This window comes from Beijerinckia indica subsp. indica ATCC 9039, from assembly GCF_000019845.1.
Taxonomy (GTDB): domain Bacteria; phylum Pseudomonadota; class Alphaproteobacteria; order Rhizobiales; family Beijerinckiaceae; genus Beijerinckia; species Beijerinckia indica.
In genome coordinates, this window is record NC_010581.1 from 3,591,376 (window position 1) to 3,607,998 (window position 16,623).

General features: G+C 59.8%; 12 protein-coding genes. 9 read left to right on the forward strand and 3 right to left on the reverse strand.

The genetic code is table 11. The features are described 5' to 3' along the window. Positions 1-22: 22 nt before the first annotated feature. Positions 23-310, forward strand: coding sequence for a hypothetical protein (locus tag BIND_RS15930; RefSeq protein WP_041778167.1), 288 nt, complete (start codon positions 23-25; stop codon positions 308-310). A gap of 229 nt (positions 311-539) precedes the next feature. Here BIND_RS15930 and BIND_RS15935 read toward each other — a convergent pair whose 3' ends face one another. After that, positions 540-1,004: a 2Fe-2S iron-sulfur cluster-binding protein gene (locus tag BIND_RS15935; RefSeq protein ID WP_012386058.1), complete on the reverse strand. Its 465-nt coding sequence runs from the start codon at positions 1,002-1,004 to the stop codon at positions 540-542. 1,305 nt (positions 1,005-2,309) lie between these two features. Beyond that, a complete protein-coding gene (locus tag BIND_RS15945; protein ID WP_012386060.1) occupies positions 2,310-4,169 on the reverse strand; it encodes an ABC transporter transmembrane domain-containing protein in 1,860 nt (619 codons plus the stop codon). Positions 4,170-4,714: 545 nt separating this feature from the next. Here BIND_RS15945 and BIND_RS15950 point away from each other — a divergent pair. From BIND_RS15950 to BIND_RS15980, 7 genes are all read left to right on the forward strand, one after another. Next, positions 4,715-4,906, forward strand: coding sequence for a hypothetical protein (locus BIND_RS15950; RefSeq protein WP_041778169.1), 192 nt, complete (start codon positions 4,715-4,717; stop codon positions 4,904-4,906). A gap of 124 nt (positions 4,907-5,030) precedes the next feature. Continuing rightward, on the forward strand, positions 5,031-6,053 hold the full coding sequence (hpnA, locus tag BIND_RS15955; protein ID WP_012386061.1) for a hopanoid-associated sugar epimerase: 1,023 nt from the start codon (positions 5,031-5,033) through the stop codon (positions 6,051-6,053). Continuing rightward, positions 6,050-6,946 carry a squalene synthase HpnC gene (hpnC, locus tag BIND_RS15960; RefSeq protein ID WP_012386062.1) on the forward strand — a complete coding sequence of 299 codons (897 nt, stop codon included), beginning with the start codon at positions 6,050-6,052 and terminating at the stop codon, positions 6,944-6,946. Before hpnA ends, hpnC begins: the two co-directional genes overlap by 4 nt. Before the next feature lie 2 nt (positions 6,947-6,948). Further along, positions 6,949-7,806, forward strand: coding sequence for a presqualene diphosphate synthase HpnD (gene hpnD / locus BIND_RS15965; RefSeq protein WP_012386063.1), 858 nt, complete (start codon positions 6,949-6,951; stop codon positions 7,804-7,806). Beyond that, positions 7,806-9,053, forward strand: a complete 1,248-nt coding sequence (gene hpnE / locus BIND_RS15970; protein WP_012386064.1) for a hydroxysqualene dehydroxylase HpnE — start codon at positions 7,806-7,808, stop codon at positions 9,051-9,053. The genes hpnD and hpnE overlap by 1 nt, the downstream gene beginning before the upstream one ends. Before the next feature lie 30 nt (positions 9,054-9,083). Continuing rightward, positions 9,084-11,072, forward strand: a complete 1,989-nt coding sequence (gene shc / locus BIND_RS15975) for a squalene--hopene cyclase (protein ID WP_012386065.1) — start codon at positions 9,084-9,086, stop codon at positions 11,070-11,072. Positions 11,073-11,075: 3 nt separating this feature from the next. Beyond that, positions 11,076-11,741: a phosphorylase family protein gene (locus BIND_RS15980; protein ID WP_012386066.1), complete on the forward strand. Its 666-nt coding sequence runs from the start codon at positions 11,076-11,078 to the stop codon at positions 11,739-11,741. 9 nt (positions 11,742-11,750) lie between these two features. On the opposite strand, the gene hpnH is transcribed toward BIND_RS15980, so the two are convergent. Continuing rightward, entirely contained in the window at positions 11,751-12,899 is a 1,149-nt protein-coding gene (gene hpnH / locus BIND_RS15985) for an adenosyl-hopene transferase HpnH (RefSeq protein WP_012386067.1), read from the reverse strand. A gap of 1,036 nt (positions 12,900-13,935) precedes the next feature. On the opposite strand from hpnH, the gene hpnN reads away from it, so the two are divergent. After that, entirely contained in the window at positions 13,936-16,599 is a 2,664-nt protein-coding gene (hpnN, locus tag BIND_RS15990; RefSeq protein WP_012386068.1) for a hopanoid transporter HpnN, read from the forward strand. The last annotated feature ends 24 nt before the right edge of the window (positions 16,600-16,623 follow it).

Here is a 16,623-nt window from a genome sequence, read left to right on the forward strand (position 1 = left end):
GTTTCAAACCAAAGGGGGTGGCATGCTTGAGACATTGGTGATCGTGAAGGCCCTGGGCGGCAAGCCCCAGAAGCGGATTTTCCTCTCCATCGAGGACCAACAAGCCTTGGTCGCCGATCCGGCGCTCCTGGAAGAAATTCTGCTCGGCATTCACCAGCCAATTCAGGTGCCCAGCAAAACCGTGTTCCATTATGACGAGCCGGTTTTCGAAGCCCTCTGCCAGGAATGGCATAAGGCCAAACAGACCGATGACGCCCAATGGAACAAACTCGCGCCCTTCGATATTGAAGCTGATCCGGCGGAATGGTGAAGAGAAATGGGACATGATGCACCCCGCATCATGTCCCGATAAGGGTCGCTTTTTTCAAAAGCTAGAGCATCAGACCCAAAAGTGGCTCCCACTTTTGGGACCAATCTGATGCGTTTTCAGGAAGATAGAGCATCGGAGATGATTCAATTTGAAAGTCCGATGCTCTAAGGTGAACATGCGACACCCTCCCACCGGTCATCTGTGACCGATGGGAAAGGATGAGTATGCGTCAAGCCTTCACGGATTCGGCATATTCCCTGTCTTCCGCGCCGGTCGTCTCGATATCATTGAGCGCGGCCCGCTCGTGTTTGTGGCGGGCGGGATCGATTTCGACACCAGGCTCCCCGGAAAATTCCACCAGGATCGGCTCGTCACGCACGATATACTGACAGGCCAGACGGTATTGCGGCGGAATATCCGCGATTTCCGCGAGTTCCTTGGCCTCCTTGCTCAGCTTGCCATGCGCCGCGAGCGTGAATTTTTCTTTCTCGGACAAAGTGCTGCCCATGGGCTGTTTGCCATCAAGGACCGTGACCTTGATGAGACAGGAGCCGCAATCGCCATCCTCGCAATTGAAGGGCACAGGGATACGATGGTCCCTGGCGACAGCGAGCAATGTATGCGTATCACCCGCGATACCATAGACAGTTTTGTTCTTAGGAAGCAGGGGGCTGGCAAAAGTAATATCAGCCATGATGAACCTTCCGGATTTGACGCAGGCTCGCTGCCCCTTTCCAGCCGCCGACCGGAAAGAACAAGCGAACACTTGGTTTCCCCCAACCAGCGCTCACGCTGGTTGCCTGTCTCAAATGCGAAGAGGAAACAGAGGGTTCCCAAAAATTCTTCAGCTCTGCCGATCGGGAGAGAGCGTAGGCACGGCCAAAGGAAACACGCGACGATTTCGCTTCGCCTGAACTATTCCCGTGGGAGAGCATGATCTCCTGAGAAAGACGCGCGAGGCTTGAACGAGAGACTTGAAAAAGCGTCATTTCATTGCCCACGGCGCGGACTGCTTGCGGAGGCAATCTATGTAGCCACTGTCATGGCTTTTGTTCGTCCTCTGTCGGTTACCAAATATTTTTGCCAGCCGACCGTAACTTCTTCATCGATCTCACGTTCGATGATGCAAAGCGTTCGAATGCATTATTGGAAGGCGGGCACCGAGCGAAAATCGGAGGAGGCTGAACTTGACTTTAAGACCAGGTCTTGAGTGAAACTCATCGAGACTTGGCCTCCACTTGGCCCCGCGACGGCGGGCGGCCACTTTCCGCCGGACCTCATTGATCACGACAAATCGAGATCAATGAGACTCATAAGTCATGGGGCACGTGGTCGGTGCTGCCAGGAAACGCGCTTCTCTTTTATTATCTATTCGAGACACGACGTCGTCAGACTTTTGAAATGATTATCGAAATGCTGGTCCATCCATTGGTCATAACTCCTCCTAGCAGAGCGCAATTATGATCAATCTCAGGAAAGGCACTATCATGTCTCATCGGATCAATTCACTCGCAGCCGTTATCATGGGCCTTATGAGTATTTCAGCTCTTTCAACTGAGGCGTTCGCGTATCGAGGTGCGGCCGTTGGACACCGCGGCGCCGTTGGATACCGGGGCGGTGTTGGATACCGGGGCGCTGGAGGTGCGTACCACGTTCACCGCAGCGTCGGCTATGGCTATCGTGGCTACGGCTATCGCGGCTATGGTTATCGTGGTGCGCCCGTAGCCCGTGGATTGGCAATAGGTGCCGGTGCGGCGGCGGCTGGAGCGGCTGTGGCTAGACCGCCTTGCGGATACTATCCCTACGGACCGTGCTATTAGTCTTGCGCTGTAGGACCGTTCGCCGAATCTAACTTATGTGGCCTCCAGCCTTGTGCAAAAAAAATGTCAGCGAGAACCTCGCTGACATTTTTTTAAGCCGGCTCGCACGATTACGAACCCTGACAATACCTGTTACCACATCTGATTACCACATCTGACCACAAACAACCGACTGATCCTTATTCCGCCGCCTCAGTCGCCGGCGGCTGCGGCTGCGTCTTAATGAGTTCGTTTCCGGTCTCGAATTGCAGGCGGGCAAGGCGGGCATAAAGCCCATCCTTGGCGATCAGGCTTGTATGCGTGCCTTCCTCAACGACACAGCCATTCTCAATAACGAGAATGCGATCCGCGTTCAGGACTGTCGCCAGCCGATGCGCGATGACGAGCGTGGTGCGCTCCGCCATCAGATTTTCCAGCGCCTTCTGCACAAGTTGCTCGTTTTCGGCATCGAGCGCCGAGGTCGCCTCGTCAAGCAAGAGGACCGGCGCCTGCTGGAGGATGGCGCGGGCGATCGCGAGGCGCTGCCGCTGGCCGCCTGACAAAGTGACGCCGCGCTCGCCGACCTTGGTGTCATAACCATCCGGTAAAGCGCGAATGAATTCATCCGCCGCCGCCTGTTCCGCCGCGCGGCGCACGTCCTCGTCGGAGGCCTCGCTCGCGCCATAACGGATATTGTCCGTGATCGAAATGCCGAACACCACCGGGTCCTGCGGCACGCTCTTGATGTGATGGCGAAGATCGGCCGGATCGACCTGTTTGATATCGACACCATCGAGCAGGATGCGGCCGGAAGCCGGATCGTAGAAACGTTGCAGCAATTGGAACAGGGTCGATTTGCCCGCGCCGCTCGGCCCGACGATGGCAACCGTCTCGCCCGGCGCCACATGCAGGCTCAGGCTGCTAAGAGCGGTATCCTCGGGGCGGCTCGGATAGGAGAAGGTCACGGCCTCGAAACGAATGTCCCCGCGTCCAGGTGTCGGCAAAGTGAGACAGGGCTCTGGCGCCACGATTCTAGGCTTGACCGCGAGAATCTCGCTGATTCGGCCAGCGGCGCCCGCCGCCGCCGAAATCTCGCTCCAGACCTGGCTCAACTCGCCAAGCGCGCTGGCGCCGAGCACGGCATAGAGCAAAAATTGCGAGAGCAGACCAGCGGACATGCGCCCTGTCAGCACGTCATGAGCGCCAAACCACAGCACCGCGACGACGCTTGAAAAGACGAGGAAGATGATCACGATCGTCAAGGCAGCCCGGGCCTGCGCGGCACCGCGCGCCGCCTCATAGGCGCCTTCCACCGCGCTGGCGAACCGGCGGGTGACCATGCCTTCCGCCACAAAGGCCTGCATCGTGCGCACCGCTCCGAGGTTTTCGGCGGCATAGGCACTGACTTCAGCAAGGCGATCTTGCGCCTGGCGCGAGCGCTTGCGCACGGAGCGGCCAGAGGCCGCGAGCGGCAAAACGATGATCGGCAAAGCCACCAGCACATAGGCCGAAAGCTTGGGCGACGAATAAATCATCAGCCCGATGGCGCCGACAAACAGGAACAGATTGCGCAAGGCCACCGAGGCCGAAGACCCGAAGGCCGATTTCATCTGCACCGTGTCCGCGGTCAGGCGGGAGAGCAATTCACCGACCTGCGCCGTGTCATAAAAAGACGCATCGAGCCGGCTCAAATGTTTGAACACGGTATCGCGCAAGTCGGCGACGACCCGCTCGCCAAGCGTCGTGACGCAATAAAACCGAAAGCCGGAGGCGAGCGCCAACACGGCGACGATACCGATGAGCGCCAGGAAAGACCAATTGACCGCGCCGCTGCTCTCGGCCGAAAAGCCGAGATCGATCATCTGCCGGACGGCAAAGGGCACGGCGAGCGTCGCCGCCGAGGCCATGGTCAAAGCAACGAAAGCGCCCAAAAGGCGCCCCTTGTAGCGCAACATATAAGGAACGAGCGGCAGCAGCGCTTTCGGCGAAGGCTTTTTCCCCTTAGCCTCGACCTCTGTCCCTTGTGCTTGCGCCTCCGGTACCGTTTTCAACTGGTCCATGATGCTTTCGGTGGCTTGGCCTCTTGCGAGGACTGCGGCAGGAAAAGGCGCATCACGGTCACGGACCTTGATCCGCTTCCCGACGGCCAGAAGGACGGAGCGTTCCGCCTCAATGTTCCGGGCTAGTTTAGAACCATCTCAAGCCCCGCAATGCAATGCCGATGCGAAAATTTGAGGGAAAATTTAACCGCGACACCCGATCACAGTGTCGATGAATGGGCCGATGAAAGGCCAATTTGCCGCATGACTTGCCGCGCTCGCGTGATCAGTATATTCCGGCATTTAGGAATATCTTGGGCTTATCCGCGCGCCCTCAAGGGAGGTCGCATGCCGCCGGCGGATATGTGCTGCTCGTTTCGATCAACCCGATTTCGGAAAACCGGGATTTGTTCACCGGTATTCCCCGCGAATGGCGAGGCCCCTAGTATCCACCCTCATTGAAGCGCGACTCGTCGTGGTTCGATGAGGACAAGTGGATAAGTTTAAAAAGTGACGGATCGAGAATCTGTGATTCTCGATCCTAGGGGGCTCGCATAGTTAAGGCCATGATTGAATTTGCTTATCCCAGGTCGGATTTCGGCTCTCGGTATGCAAGCAAACTCAAGACCGCCCAGGGTTCAAATGGACGCAAACTCATCAAGGTTCGTCTGGAGCAGAATGAGAAAAATAAAGCAGGATCAACAATTTTGCATCGCGAAGCGGTTTTTCTCAAACGCGTCCTGCTCGCGCGCTTCTAACCCAAGTGAATATTCCGTTTCGGATAAATTTAATGTTTTTCAAAAAGCCAGGGGCACTCTCCCGATTCCGCTTTGGAGAGGCAATACTCTGGAAAACCCAGCGAGAGCGTAAGGACGCAGCAGCTTGAAAGGCAAGGATGTTCTGGTCACCGGGGGATCAGGTTTCGTCGGGTCGGCGGTGAGTCGCGCCCTGATCGAAGCCGGATTTAGCGTTCGTGTCCTGACGCGCGGAACCAGCCCGCGGGGCAATCTTTCGGGCCTCGATGTCGAGATTGTCGAGGGCGACATGCGCGATCCGGACGCCGTGGCCCGCGCCATGGCCGGCGTCCAGTTCCTGTTCCATGTCGCCGCCGATTATCGGCTCTGGGCACGCGATCCGCGGGAAATCCACCTCAACAATGTCGAGGGCACCCGCATTGTCATGCAAAATGCGCAAAAGGCCAAGGTTGAGCGCGTCATCTATACGAGTTCCGTGGCGACCTTGGCTTTCCAGCCCAATGGTTCGGTGACCGACGAGACAATGCCCCTGTGCGAGGCGCAGGCGATCGGCGCCTATAAGCGCAGCAAGATCGCCGCCGAGCGAATGGTCACACGGATGATCCGTGAGGAGGGGCTGCCAGCGATCATCGTGCATCCCTCCACCCCGATTGGCCCCCGCGACATCAAGCCGACGCCGACCGGGCGCATCATCGTCGAGGCGGCACGCGGCAACATTCCAGGGTTCGTGGACACCGGCCTCAATCTGGTTCACGTGGACGATGTCGCAAGCGGCCATCTCGCCGCCTTACGGCGCGGCGAAATCGGTGGCCATTATATTCTCGGCGGCCAGAATGTCGCTTTTTCCAATCTGCTTGCGGAAATCGCCCGGCTCGGCGGCCATAAAACGCCGAAATTTCGCATTCCGCGTCCCCTGGTCTATCCCTTCGCCTATGCCGCCGAGGCCAGGGCGCGCCTAAATGGACGCACGCCCTTCCTGACCCTGGACGGCTTGCGCATGTCCAAACATCATATGTTCGTCAGTTCGGCGAAGGCGGAACGTGAACTTGGCTATCATGCCCGCCCCTATCAGGACGCCTTGATCGAGGCCTTCGCCTGGTTTCGCGACCAGGGCTACCTCGGGCTTTCCGGAATGGAGAAGTTTTCATGACGCAGCCCGCCACCCTCGAGGTCGCTGCCTCCAAGGATCATCACGGCGAGAATTTTCCTGTCGCCTCCGTCCTCATCGCCCCGCGCTATCGCCCGGCGATTCTCGCTTATTATCGTTTTGCCCGCGCCGCGGATGATATAGCCGACAGCCCGACGCTAACGCCGAAAGAAAAGATCGCGCGGCTCGACGCCTTCGAAGCCACCTTGCTCGGTCACACCGACAGCGCCGCCACCGCTTTGCCGCTACGCGCAAGTCTCGCCGAGACGGGAATCACCCCGCGCCATGCGCTCGATCTCCTGACCGCCTTCCGCATGGATGCGGTCAAGACCCGCTATGCCGATTGGGCTGAACTCATGCATTATTGCGCCTATTCGGCTGCACCGGTGGGACGTTACGTGCTTGCTGTGCATGGCGAGAGCGAGGCGACTTGGCCGGCCTCGGATGCGCTTTGCGCCGCCTTGCAGGTGATTAATCATCTCCAAGATTGCGCCAAGGATTACCGCGAGATCAACCGCGTCTATATTCCCCTCGACACGTTGACGGCGCAGGGCATCGGTGTCGAGGCCCTGGCCGCACCAGAGGCGTCGACAGCCTTGCGCGCGTGCCTCGATGGCCTCATCGACAAGACGGCCGATCTCGTCGCCACGGGATGGCTGCTGCCACCACAAGTACGCGATATCCGCCTGCGGATCGAAACCGCGATGATCGCGCAGCTGGCTGACAAGCTCGTCACCCTTCTCCAGAAGGCTGATCCCTTGAGCGAAAAGGTGCATCTGGCGAAATTCGACTTTCTGCTGCAAGCGATCCTTGGCCTGTTCAAAGGGCTCTTCACAGGCTTCGCCTCGAGCCCGCGCGTCGGTGCGCTCAACTCCGTTCCGGCGAAGGAGAAGTGAGCATGACGAAAGCCGAGGCCGTGATCGTTTCTCCTGAGACCGCCTCCACTGACGCCGCGACACAGTCGCGGCGCAGCTCCTTTTACGCCGCCATGCGCATTCTGCCCGCGCCACAGCGCGAGGCCATGTTCCAGATCTATGCCTTTTGCCGCGCGGTGGACGATATTGCCGACGAGGAAGGCCCCCTGCCCGAGCGTGCGCAAGCCCTGCTGGATTGGCGCGCGGATATCGATGCCCTTTATCGCGGCGCGATTCCCCGGGCAGCCCTCGTTCCGCTCTCCGAGACCATCCACGCCTTCGGTCTCGCCCGCGAGGATTTTGTCGCTGTAATCGACGGCATGGAGATGGACCTTACCGATCGCGTCGCGATCCCCGATTTTGCGACGCTCGATCTCTATTGCGACCGGGTCGCGAGCGCAGTCGGCAGGCTGTCCGTGCGTGTCTTCGGCGTGCCAGAGACGGAAGGCCAGAACCTCGCCTATCATCTCGGGCGTGCCTTCCAATTGACCAATATTCTGCGCGACATCGACGAAGACGCCGAGCGCCAGCGCCTCTATCTGCCGCGTGACCTCTTGATCGCGGCGGGAATCAAGCCCGAGATCGAGGCTGTCCTGACGAGCCCGGCGCTCGGACAGGCTTGCCGCTCAATTCTCGACGCGGCGGCAAAACATTTCGCAGCCGGGGCCGCTATCATGGACAGATGTCCGCGCAAGAGTGTGCGGGCACCCCGCATCATGGCGCAGGCCTATGGCGCCATCCTCACACGGCTCGAGGCGCGCGGCTTCGCACCGCCGCGTGAACGCGTCAAGACCCCCAAATCCCAGATCTTGCTTGCCCTTTTGCGTTACGGATTCTTCTAGTGGATCGTCCCATCGTTCATATCGTCGGCGCGGGTCTAGCCGGCCTTGCCGCCGCTATCGCGCTTGCCGACGGGCGCCGTGAAATCATCCTCTACGAGGCCGCAAGACAGGCGGGAGGCCGTTGCCGCTCCTATTTCGACACAGCCCTTGGCATGGTGATCGATAATGGCAATCATTTGCTGCTTTCAGGCAATCACGAGGCGCGCCGTTTCCTGCGCACCATTGGCTCGGAGGCGAATCTTCAAGGGCCCACGGAAGCCGATTTCCCATTTTTCGACCTCGCGACGGGCGAACATTGGCGCGTGCGGCCCAATGCCGGCCCCCTGCCCTGGTGGGTTTTTTCGAAGAATCGCCGCGTGCCGGGCACAAAACCGCTCGATTATCTCGGCCTCGCCAAATTGCTCCTGACGCGCGAGGATAGAAAAATCGGAGAGATTCTGTCCGACCAGGGACCGCTCTATCAAAAACTTTGGCGGCCATTCCTGCTCGCCGCCCTCAATCTCGAGCCGCCCGAAGGCTCCTCCGCGCTCGCCGCCTCTGTCATCCGCGAGACACTCGCCAAGGGTGGGCAGGCCTGCCGCCCCATGATCGCCCATCCGACACTTTCCGCCGCCTTCATCGAGCCCGCGCTCGCCTGGCTTTCACAACGGGGCGCCGAAATTTGCCTCGACCATCGGCTACGGACGATCCGTTTCGAGGGGGACCGCGTCGCGGGCCTCGAATTTGGTGATGCGCGCATGAGCTTGCGGCCGCAGGACACCCTGGTCCTTGCCGTACCCGCCCCCGTGGCGCAGGAACTCGTGCCAGGACTTCAAGCGCCACAGCGCTTCACCGCCATCGTCAATGCCCATTTCAAGATCACGCCGCCGGCAGGATTCCCGCCCATTCTCGGCCTCGTCAACAGTGTCAGCGAATGGCTCTTCGCCTTCCCCGAACGGCTCGCGGTGACGATCAGCGGCGCCGACCATCTGCTCGACGAGCCGCGCGAGGTCCTCGCCGCAAAAATCTGGGCCGAGGTGGCAAAAGTGACACAGATTGCGGCGCCGCTTCCCGCATGGCAAATTCTCAAGGAAAAGCGGGCGACCTTCGCCGCGACGCCCGAAGAAAACGCGCGCCGCCCGGGGGCACGCACCGCATTTGCCAATCTGGTGCTCGCCGGCGACTGGACCGCGACCGGATTGCCCGCAACGATCGAGGGTGCAATACGCTCCGGCAATTTCGCGGCGCGCGCGCTTCTCGCGAACTGAATCATTCCCTGAAAGAGGATTACCGGAAAAGTGCCAGAAGAGGCCATCCTCACCGAGACTCATCCGCTTGACGCGACCACCATCGAAACGGCCATTACCCGCGCCCGGAAAGCGCTTCTCGGGGAGCAACGGGCCGACGGTCATTTCGTCTTCGAGCTCGAAGCGGATGTCTCGATCCCTTGCGAATATATTCTGTTCTATCATTTCATCGGCCGGCCCGCGCCGGCCGAACTCGAAGCCAAGATTGGCCACTATCTGCGTGCCCGCCAGTCAGCCGAACATGACGGCTGGCCTTTGTTTCAAGATGGCGCCTTCAATATTTCGAGCAGTGTCAAAGCCTATTTCGCCCTGAAGGCGATCGGCGACACGCCGGACATGCCGCATATGCAAAGGGCCCGCACCGCCATTCTGGCGCATGGCGGTGCTGCTGCCGCCAATGTTTTCACGCGCTCCTTGCTCGCTCTGTTCGGCCTGATCCCCTGGCATGGCATTCCCGTCATGCCTATCGAGATCATGCATCTGCCGGAATGGTTTCCCTTCCACATCGCGAAAATCTCCTATTGGGGCCGCACCGTTCTGGTGCCGATGATGGTGGTGCATGCCCTGAAGCCAAAACCGGCCAATACGTGCACGATCCGCATCGACGAACTCTTCGTGATTCCTCCCGATCAGGTCCGTCATTGGCCGGGCAGCCCCGGCAAGCGTTTCCCCTGGACCGCGATCTTCGCCGGAATCGACAAGGTGCTGCAAATCGCCGAGCCATATTTTCCGCGCCGCTCGCGCCAGAGCGCGATCGACAAGGCGGTGGCTTTCGTCACCAAAAGGCTGAACGGAGAGGACGGGCTTGGCGCCATCTACCCCGCCATGGCCTATTCGGCCTTGATGTATCTCTCGATCGGCAGGTCTTTAAGTGATCCGCACATTCAACTGGTCCTGAAGGCCATCGATAAATTGGTCGTGGTCAAGGATCATGAGGCCTATGTCCAGCCTTGCGTCTCCCCGGTCTGGGACACGGCTCTGGCCAGCCACGCTTTGATGGAAGCAGGCGACGGCGACAAACCGATTCTCGATTCCCTCAAGAAGGGGCTCGCTTGGCTGAAGCCTTTGCAAGTCACCGATATAGCCGGGGATTGGGCCTGGAAGAAACCCGATGTCAAACCGGGCGGCTGGGCCTTTCAATATGGCAATGCCTATTATCCCGATCTCGATGATACCGCTGTTGTGGTCATGGCCATGGATCGCGCCCGCGACCGCTGGCCCGAAATCGACGAGGACAATTTCCGCCCCTCGATCGCCCGCGCGCGGGAGTGGATCGTCGGTCTCCAAAGCGAAAATGGCGGCTTTGGCGCCTTCGATGCCGACAATGATCGCGATTATCTGAACGCCATTCCCTTCGCCGATCATGGCGCTCTGCTCGATCCGCCGACCGCCGATGTGACGGCACGCTGCATTTCCATGCTGACCCAGCTCGGCGAAAAGCCGGAAAACAGCGAAACCTTGCGCCGCGCCATTGCCTATCTTTTCGCCGAGCAGGAGAAGGATGGGAGTTGGTTCGGCCGCTGGGGCCTGAATTATATCTATGGCACCTGGTCGGTGCTTTGCTCTCTCAATGCGGCTGGCATTGCGCATGATGCCCCCGAGGTCCGCCGGGCCGTTGCCTGGCTGCGGACCATTCAGAACGAGGATGGCGGCTGGGGCGAGGATGCCGAAAGCTATGCGCTCGATTATGCGGGCTATCAGCAAGCGCCGAGCACATCCTCGCAGACCGCCTGGGCCGTGCTCGGCCTGATGGCCGCAGGCGAGAAGGATGATCCAGCCGTGGCACGCGGCATTGCTTATCTGACACGGACACAGGGAGAGGACGGTTTCTGGACGGAAAAGCGCTTCACGGCGACCGGCTTCCCGCGTGTCTTCTATCTTCGCTACCACGGTTATTCGAAATTTTTCCCGCTCTGGGCCATGGCGCGATACCGCAATCTGCACAACGGCAACCATGCCTCCGTGCTGACGGGAATGTAGCTCTTGACACTCATCGCCGTCACCGGTCTCAAGGCAGAGGCCAAGCTCGCGGCTGGAGCCGACACCCATGTTCTTGGGGGTGGCGGCGACGGCGAAGGATTGCGCGCCGCGCTCGAACAGACCATCGCGCAGACCCTTGCACGCGGAGGGACCTCCGGCATCATCAGTTTCGGCATAGCTGGCGGTCTGGCGCCGGGTCTTTCCGCTGGCACTGTTTTCGTCGGGCGGAGGATCTTCGGCGAAACAGGCAGCATCTTTGACACGGATCCATCCTGGTCGCGACGGCTGGCTCAAGCTCTCGGGGGAGCCTTGATCGCTGATTTCGCCGGGGTCGATCTCCCGGTTGCGACGCCACAGGCCAAGGCCGCCCTGCATCGCGGCACGGGCGCTGTCGCGGTGGATATGGAATCGCATCTTGCGGCCGAGGCAGCGGCCAAGGCCGGCATTCCCTTCGCCGCCTTACGCGTCATCGCCGATCCGGCCGAGCGCGCCCTGCCGCATGCCGCAACAGTCGGCATGAAGCCTGACGGCAGCATGGCGTTTGGCGCGGTCCTCGCCTCGCTGGCGCGCAATCCAGCTCAGATCGGAGCGCTCCTGCGGACCGCCTTTGATGCGCGCGCGGCTTTCGCAGCCTTGCGAAAAAGCTCACGGATAGAGCTTCATCCGTGAGCTGATCACTTATTCCGCGGCCGAAAGATGATCGCGGGCCGCCTTGTGATGATGCAGCTCGGAAAGTTTTTCCTCGACCTGCTGGTTGAAAACGTAAGTGGCGGGACGTTGTGAGGCGAGCGGAAGATCCGGCACCATCGGCCCGGAGGTCCGGAAGCCCTTCAGGAGAATGCCCAGCATTTCCCAGGGACGCTGAAAAGCTTCCCGCACGGCGCTCGCTTCGAAACCGCAATGGACCATGCAATCGGCGCATTTCTCATAGCGGCCGGTGCCATAGGCATCCCAATCGGTTTCTTCCATCAAGGCCTTGAACGTGGGGGCATAGCCTTCGCCCAAAAGATAACAGGGGCGCTGCCAGCCGAAGACAGTCCGCGTCGGATTGCCCCAAGGCGTGCATTGATAGGTGCGATTACCGGCCAGGAAGTCCAGGAATAGCATGGATTGGAAGAAAGGCCAGGCCTTGCCATTCTTGCCACGCGAGAAGATTGCGCGGAACAATTGCTTGGTTTTCTCGCGATTGAGGAAATGCTGCTGGTCGGGCGCGCGCTCATAGGCATAGCCCGGCGAAACGGTAATGCCTTCGATACCCTGTTTTTTCATTTCGTCGAAAAAGGCCGCGACACGGTCAGGGTCGGCATTATTGAACAAAGTGCAATTGATCGTGACCCGGAAACCGCGCTTCTGCGCGAGTTTCATGGCGGCGACGGCACGCTCGTAGACACCATCCTGACAGACCGAATGGTCATGCATGCCGGCATCGCCATCGAGATGGATCGACCAGTTGAAATAACGGTTCGGCTTGTACCGATCGAGATTCTTCTCGAGCAGCAATGCATTGGTGCAGACCGTGACATATTTGCCCTTGGCCATCGCGCCTTCGACAATGGCCGGCAGATCACGATGCAGCAAGGGCTCGCCACCGGCGATGACGACGACGGGCGCGCCGCATTCATCCACGGCCGCGAGACTGTCCTCGAGCGACAGGCGCTGGTTGAGGATTTCATCCGGATAATCGATCTTGCCACAGCCAGCGCAGGCGAGATTGCAACGAAACAGCGGCTCGAGCATGAGGACGAGCGGATAGCGTTTGCGCCCCATCAATTGCTGGCGCGCCACATAAGCGCCGATCTGCGCCATCTGCAGAAGCGGAATTCCCAAGGGCTGCTCCTCGATTTGGGAAAAGGTTCAATAGGCACGGATCGGAATTCTAAAAAGCGGCGCGGCATTCCCAATAGTGCGGGCCCAATATCGCGGGCGCCGCGGTAGAGCCGGTCCGAAACTGCCCTCGCTCGCTCCGATTTAGCAGATTCCGATTGCCGCCGCGTCCAAGATCGCGGATGAAGCACCGAAAAGCTCATCACATTGCCTATCAAATTATGGCGTGGCGTGATCTCGGATAGGCGATCTGATTGGGCATTTTCAGGTCTAAGGAAGCAGATTGCTGCGCTTGGGAACGCTGCCGGCCACGTGGATTAAGGCAACGTTAAAATAAAAGCGATTATCCAAGGTTATCCGCAAAGGGACGAGACCTTTTGCGCGATATCCGCGGTTCTCTTCCTGTCAAGCTGAAAAAGGGCATGATTCGAAGAATTGAACTTTATGGCTTGTCTTGCCCCCTGGAGGTGGCTAATCAGAAGTGACGTCCGCCTCCCCGCGCGAAAAAGCGATCCGCCGCGCGAGAGGTGACACAGCATGCCCGCCTTGCGGATGGATTGAGCCACACTGATGATCTTCGCACAACGAAGACCTCAGCGGGTTTTCTATTTGGTTTTTGAAGAGCCTATCGCTTTAAAATCGGAAGCGAGTGATATGCTCTCAATCTTTGAAAATGCACCAGACTGCTCGTACCGGACTCCTCTTGGAGGGGCATCCACTTTCGGATCGATGCCCAGGATTTCACATTGGTTTCTTGAAAATCGGCCATCGCGTTTCACACATGATGACGGAAATCCTTCATTCAGCCTGGTCCATCGAACGCGTCTTGATGCCTTTGCAGCATCAAACCGAAAGGGGAGTGTCTCTTATCGGATTAGTTCGATGCCTTTGTAAGGGCATAAGCATCGTTTCCCACCCCTCGAAAGATGCTCTCATGCCCAAGCGGTTTCCTGCCTTCCCGTCGGAAGGTCCCCGCCGCCTTGGCCCCTGCTTGCGGCCAGGCTTTTCTCTCTCAGCCCCTGATTGGCGATAGGTCCCGATGATCACATCTCAAGCTCCAGACGGAACGGCGCCCACCACTCCTTCCCCGGGTCCGATCACCCAGGCCGTCGTCTGGCTCGTCCTTGCCTGCAGCCGCCTCGCCTGGCCAGTCGTCATCATTGCCGCCCTGGTCAGCTGGGGCGCCGCGCATTACTCCGTCACGCATTTCGCGATCAACACCAATACGGCGGATTTCATTTCCGCCAGACTGCCCTGGCGCCAGAATCTCCTGAAAGTCGACAAGACCTTTCCCGAACGCAGCAATCAGATTGTCGTGGTTGTTGACGGCAAGACCCCGGAACTCGCGGAAGCTGCCACCGCGCAATTGACGGCGCGCATGAAGGCAAAGCCGGACCTGTTCCAATTCGTCGCGCGGCCCGAGGGAGGCGATTATTTCAATCGCAATGGTCTCCTTTTCCTGCCGACCCCTGTCCTGAAGGAGACTTTGCAGGGACTTTTCCGTGCGCAGCCCTTCCTCTCCAATCTGAGCGCTGATCCCAGTCTGCGTGGCATTGCCGATTCGATGGGCTTCATCACCAAGGGCGTGCGTTCGGAAGCGGGCACGTTCGATGATTTCGATCGGCCCATGGCCGCTTTGAATCCCGCGCTTGAAGGGGTTCTGGCAGGCAAGCCGGTCTTTTTTTCCTGGCGCAGTCTGGTCAGCGGCGAAGCACCGGACCCGCGCGAATTGCGCCGCTTCATCCTCGCCCAGCCCGTGCTCGATTACTCGGCCCTGAAGCCTGGCGAAGTCCCCTCCGATTTTATCCGTGCGACGAGCCGCGAACTCGGTCTCACCGAGGACAAGGGCGTCAATGTCCGCCTGACCGGCCCGGTGCCCCTCGCCGACGAGGAATTTTCCACCGTCGCTGATGGCATCGCCTTAAACAGCGCGCTCACCGCCTTTCTCGTCATGTTCCTGATCTGGCGCGCGGTCCATTCCTTCAAAATCGTCATCGCGGTGGCGCTCAGCGTCACGGTCGGACTTCTCGTGACAGCCGCCGTCGGCCTCATGATGGTCGGCGCCTTGAATCTCATTTCGGTCGCCTTTGCCGTGCTTTTCGTCGGCATCGGCGTCGATTTCGGCATTCAATTCAGCGTCCGTTATCGCGCCGAACGTTATGCGAATCCCGATTTCACAACAGCCTTGACCAAGGCCGCGATCAGAGTCTCACGGCCCTTGTCGCTTGCCGCCATCGCCACGGCGGCCGGCTTCTATTCCTTCCTGCCGACCGATTATCGCGGCGTCTCCGAACTCGGCCTTATCGCCGGCACGGGTATGTTCATCGCCTTCGCTGCCTCCATCACCGTGCTGCCGGCGCTCTTGACCTTGATCAAGCCGCCGCCGGAAAAGGAGCCCGTCGGCTATCTCTTCCTGGCGCCGGTCGATGAGTTTCTGACCAAGCACCGCTATTTCGTCGTTTTCGGCACGCTCGCCCTGGCGCTCGCGGCTACGCCCCTCCTGGCCAAGCTGCGTTTCGATTTCAACCCAATCAATCTGCGCAATCCAAAAGTCGAATCAGTCGCGACCCTGCTCGATCTGATGCGTCACCCTGACACTGACACCAATACGATCAATATCCTCGCGCCCTCTCTCGATGCCACCGTCCCCCTCGTGGAGCGCCTGGAAAAACTGCCCGTCGTCGCGCGCGTGACCACGCTGAACAGCCTCGTCCCGCCAGACCAAGAGGAAAAACTGCCACTCATCGAGAAAGCCGCCACGCAGCTCGGCCCGATGCTCGATCCCGGCCGGAGGCTGGACAAGCCGACCGACGCGGAGGACATAGCCGGCTTGCGGAAGGCCGCCTCGGCCTTTACCGCGACCGCGGGCGATACGCAGGGTAAAGGCGCCGACGATGCCCGCCGCCTCGCCAAATTGCTCAATGCCCTCGCCGATGCGCCGGCCGAGGTGCGCGAGGCCGCGCGCAAAGCCTTGTTGCCGGGCCTCGACACGATGCTGGATCTGTTGCGGCAATCGCTGAGCGCGAAGAAAACCACTGTCGCGACGATTCCGACCGATCTCACCCGCCTCTGGGTCGCCGCCAACGGCTCCGCCCTCATCGAGGTCGCGCCCAAGGGCGATCCGAACGATAATCAAAATCTCGTCCGCTTCAGCCAAGCCGTGCAACAGATCGCACCCGATGCCACTGGTGAGCCGATCGCCTTGCAGGAATCCGGCAAGACCGTCGTGCAAGCCTTCCTTCAGGCCGGTACCTGCGCCTTCCTGTCGATCGCCGTGCTGCTCTGGATCGTCTTGCGGCGCGTCTCTGATGTGCTGATGACCCTGGTGCCGCTGTTGCTCGCCGGTGTCGTGACACTGGAACTGACGGTGCTGCTCGGCCTGCCCTTGAACTTCGCCAATATTATCGCCCTGCCGCTGCTGCTGGGTCTCGGCGTCGCCTTCAAGATCTATTTCGTGATGGCCTGGCGGGCGGGAACAACCCATCTGCTGCAATCGAGCCTGACCCGGGCGGTGTTTTTCAGCGCGATGACCACGGCCGTGGCCTTCGGCAGCCTTTGGCTCTCGAACCATCCGGGCACGTCGAGCATGGGCAAACTGCTCGCCTTGTCCCTGGTCTGCACGCTTCTCGCCGCCATTCTGTTCCAGCCGGCTCTGATGGGACCGCCGCGCCATCCGGAAGCCGCGCCGCAGAAGGAAAACTAAGCCAGGGGATTTTTCCGGGATCTC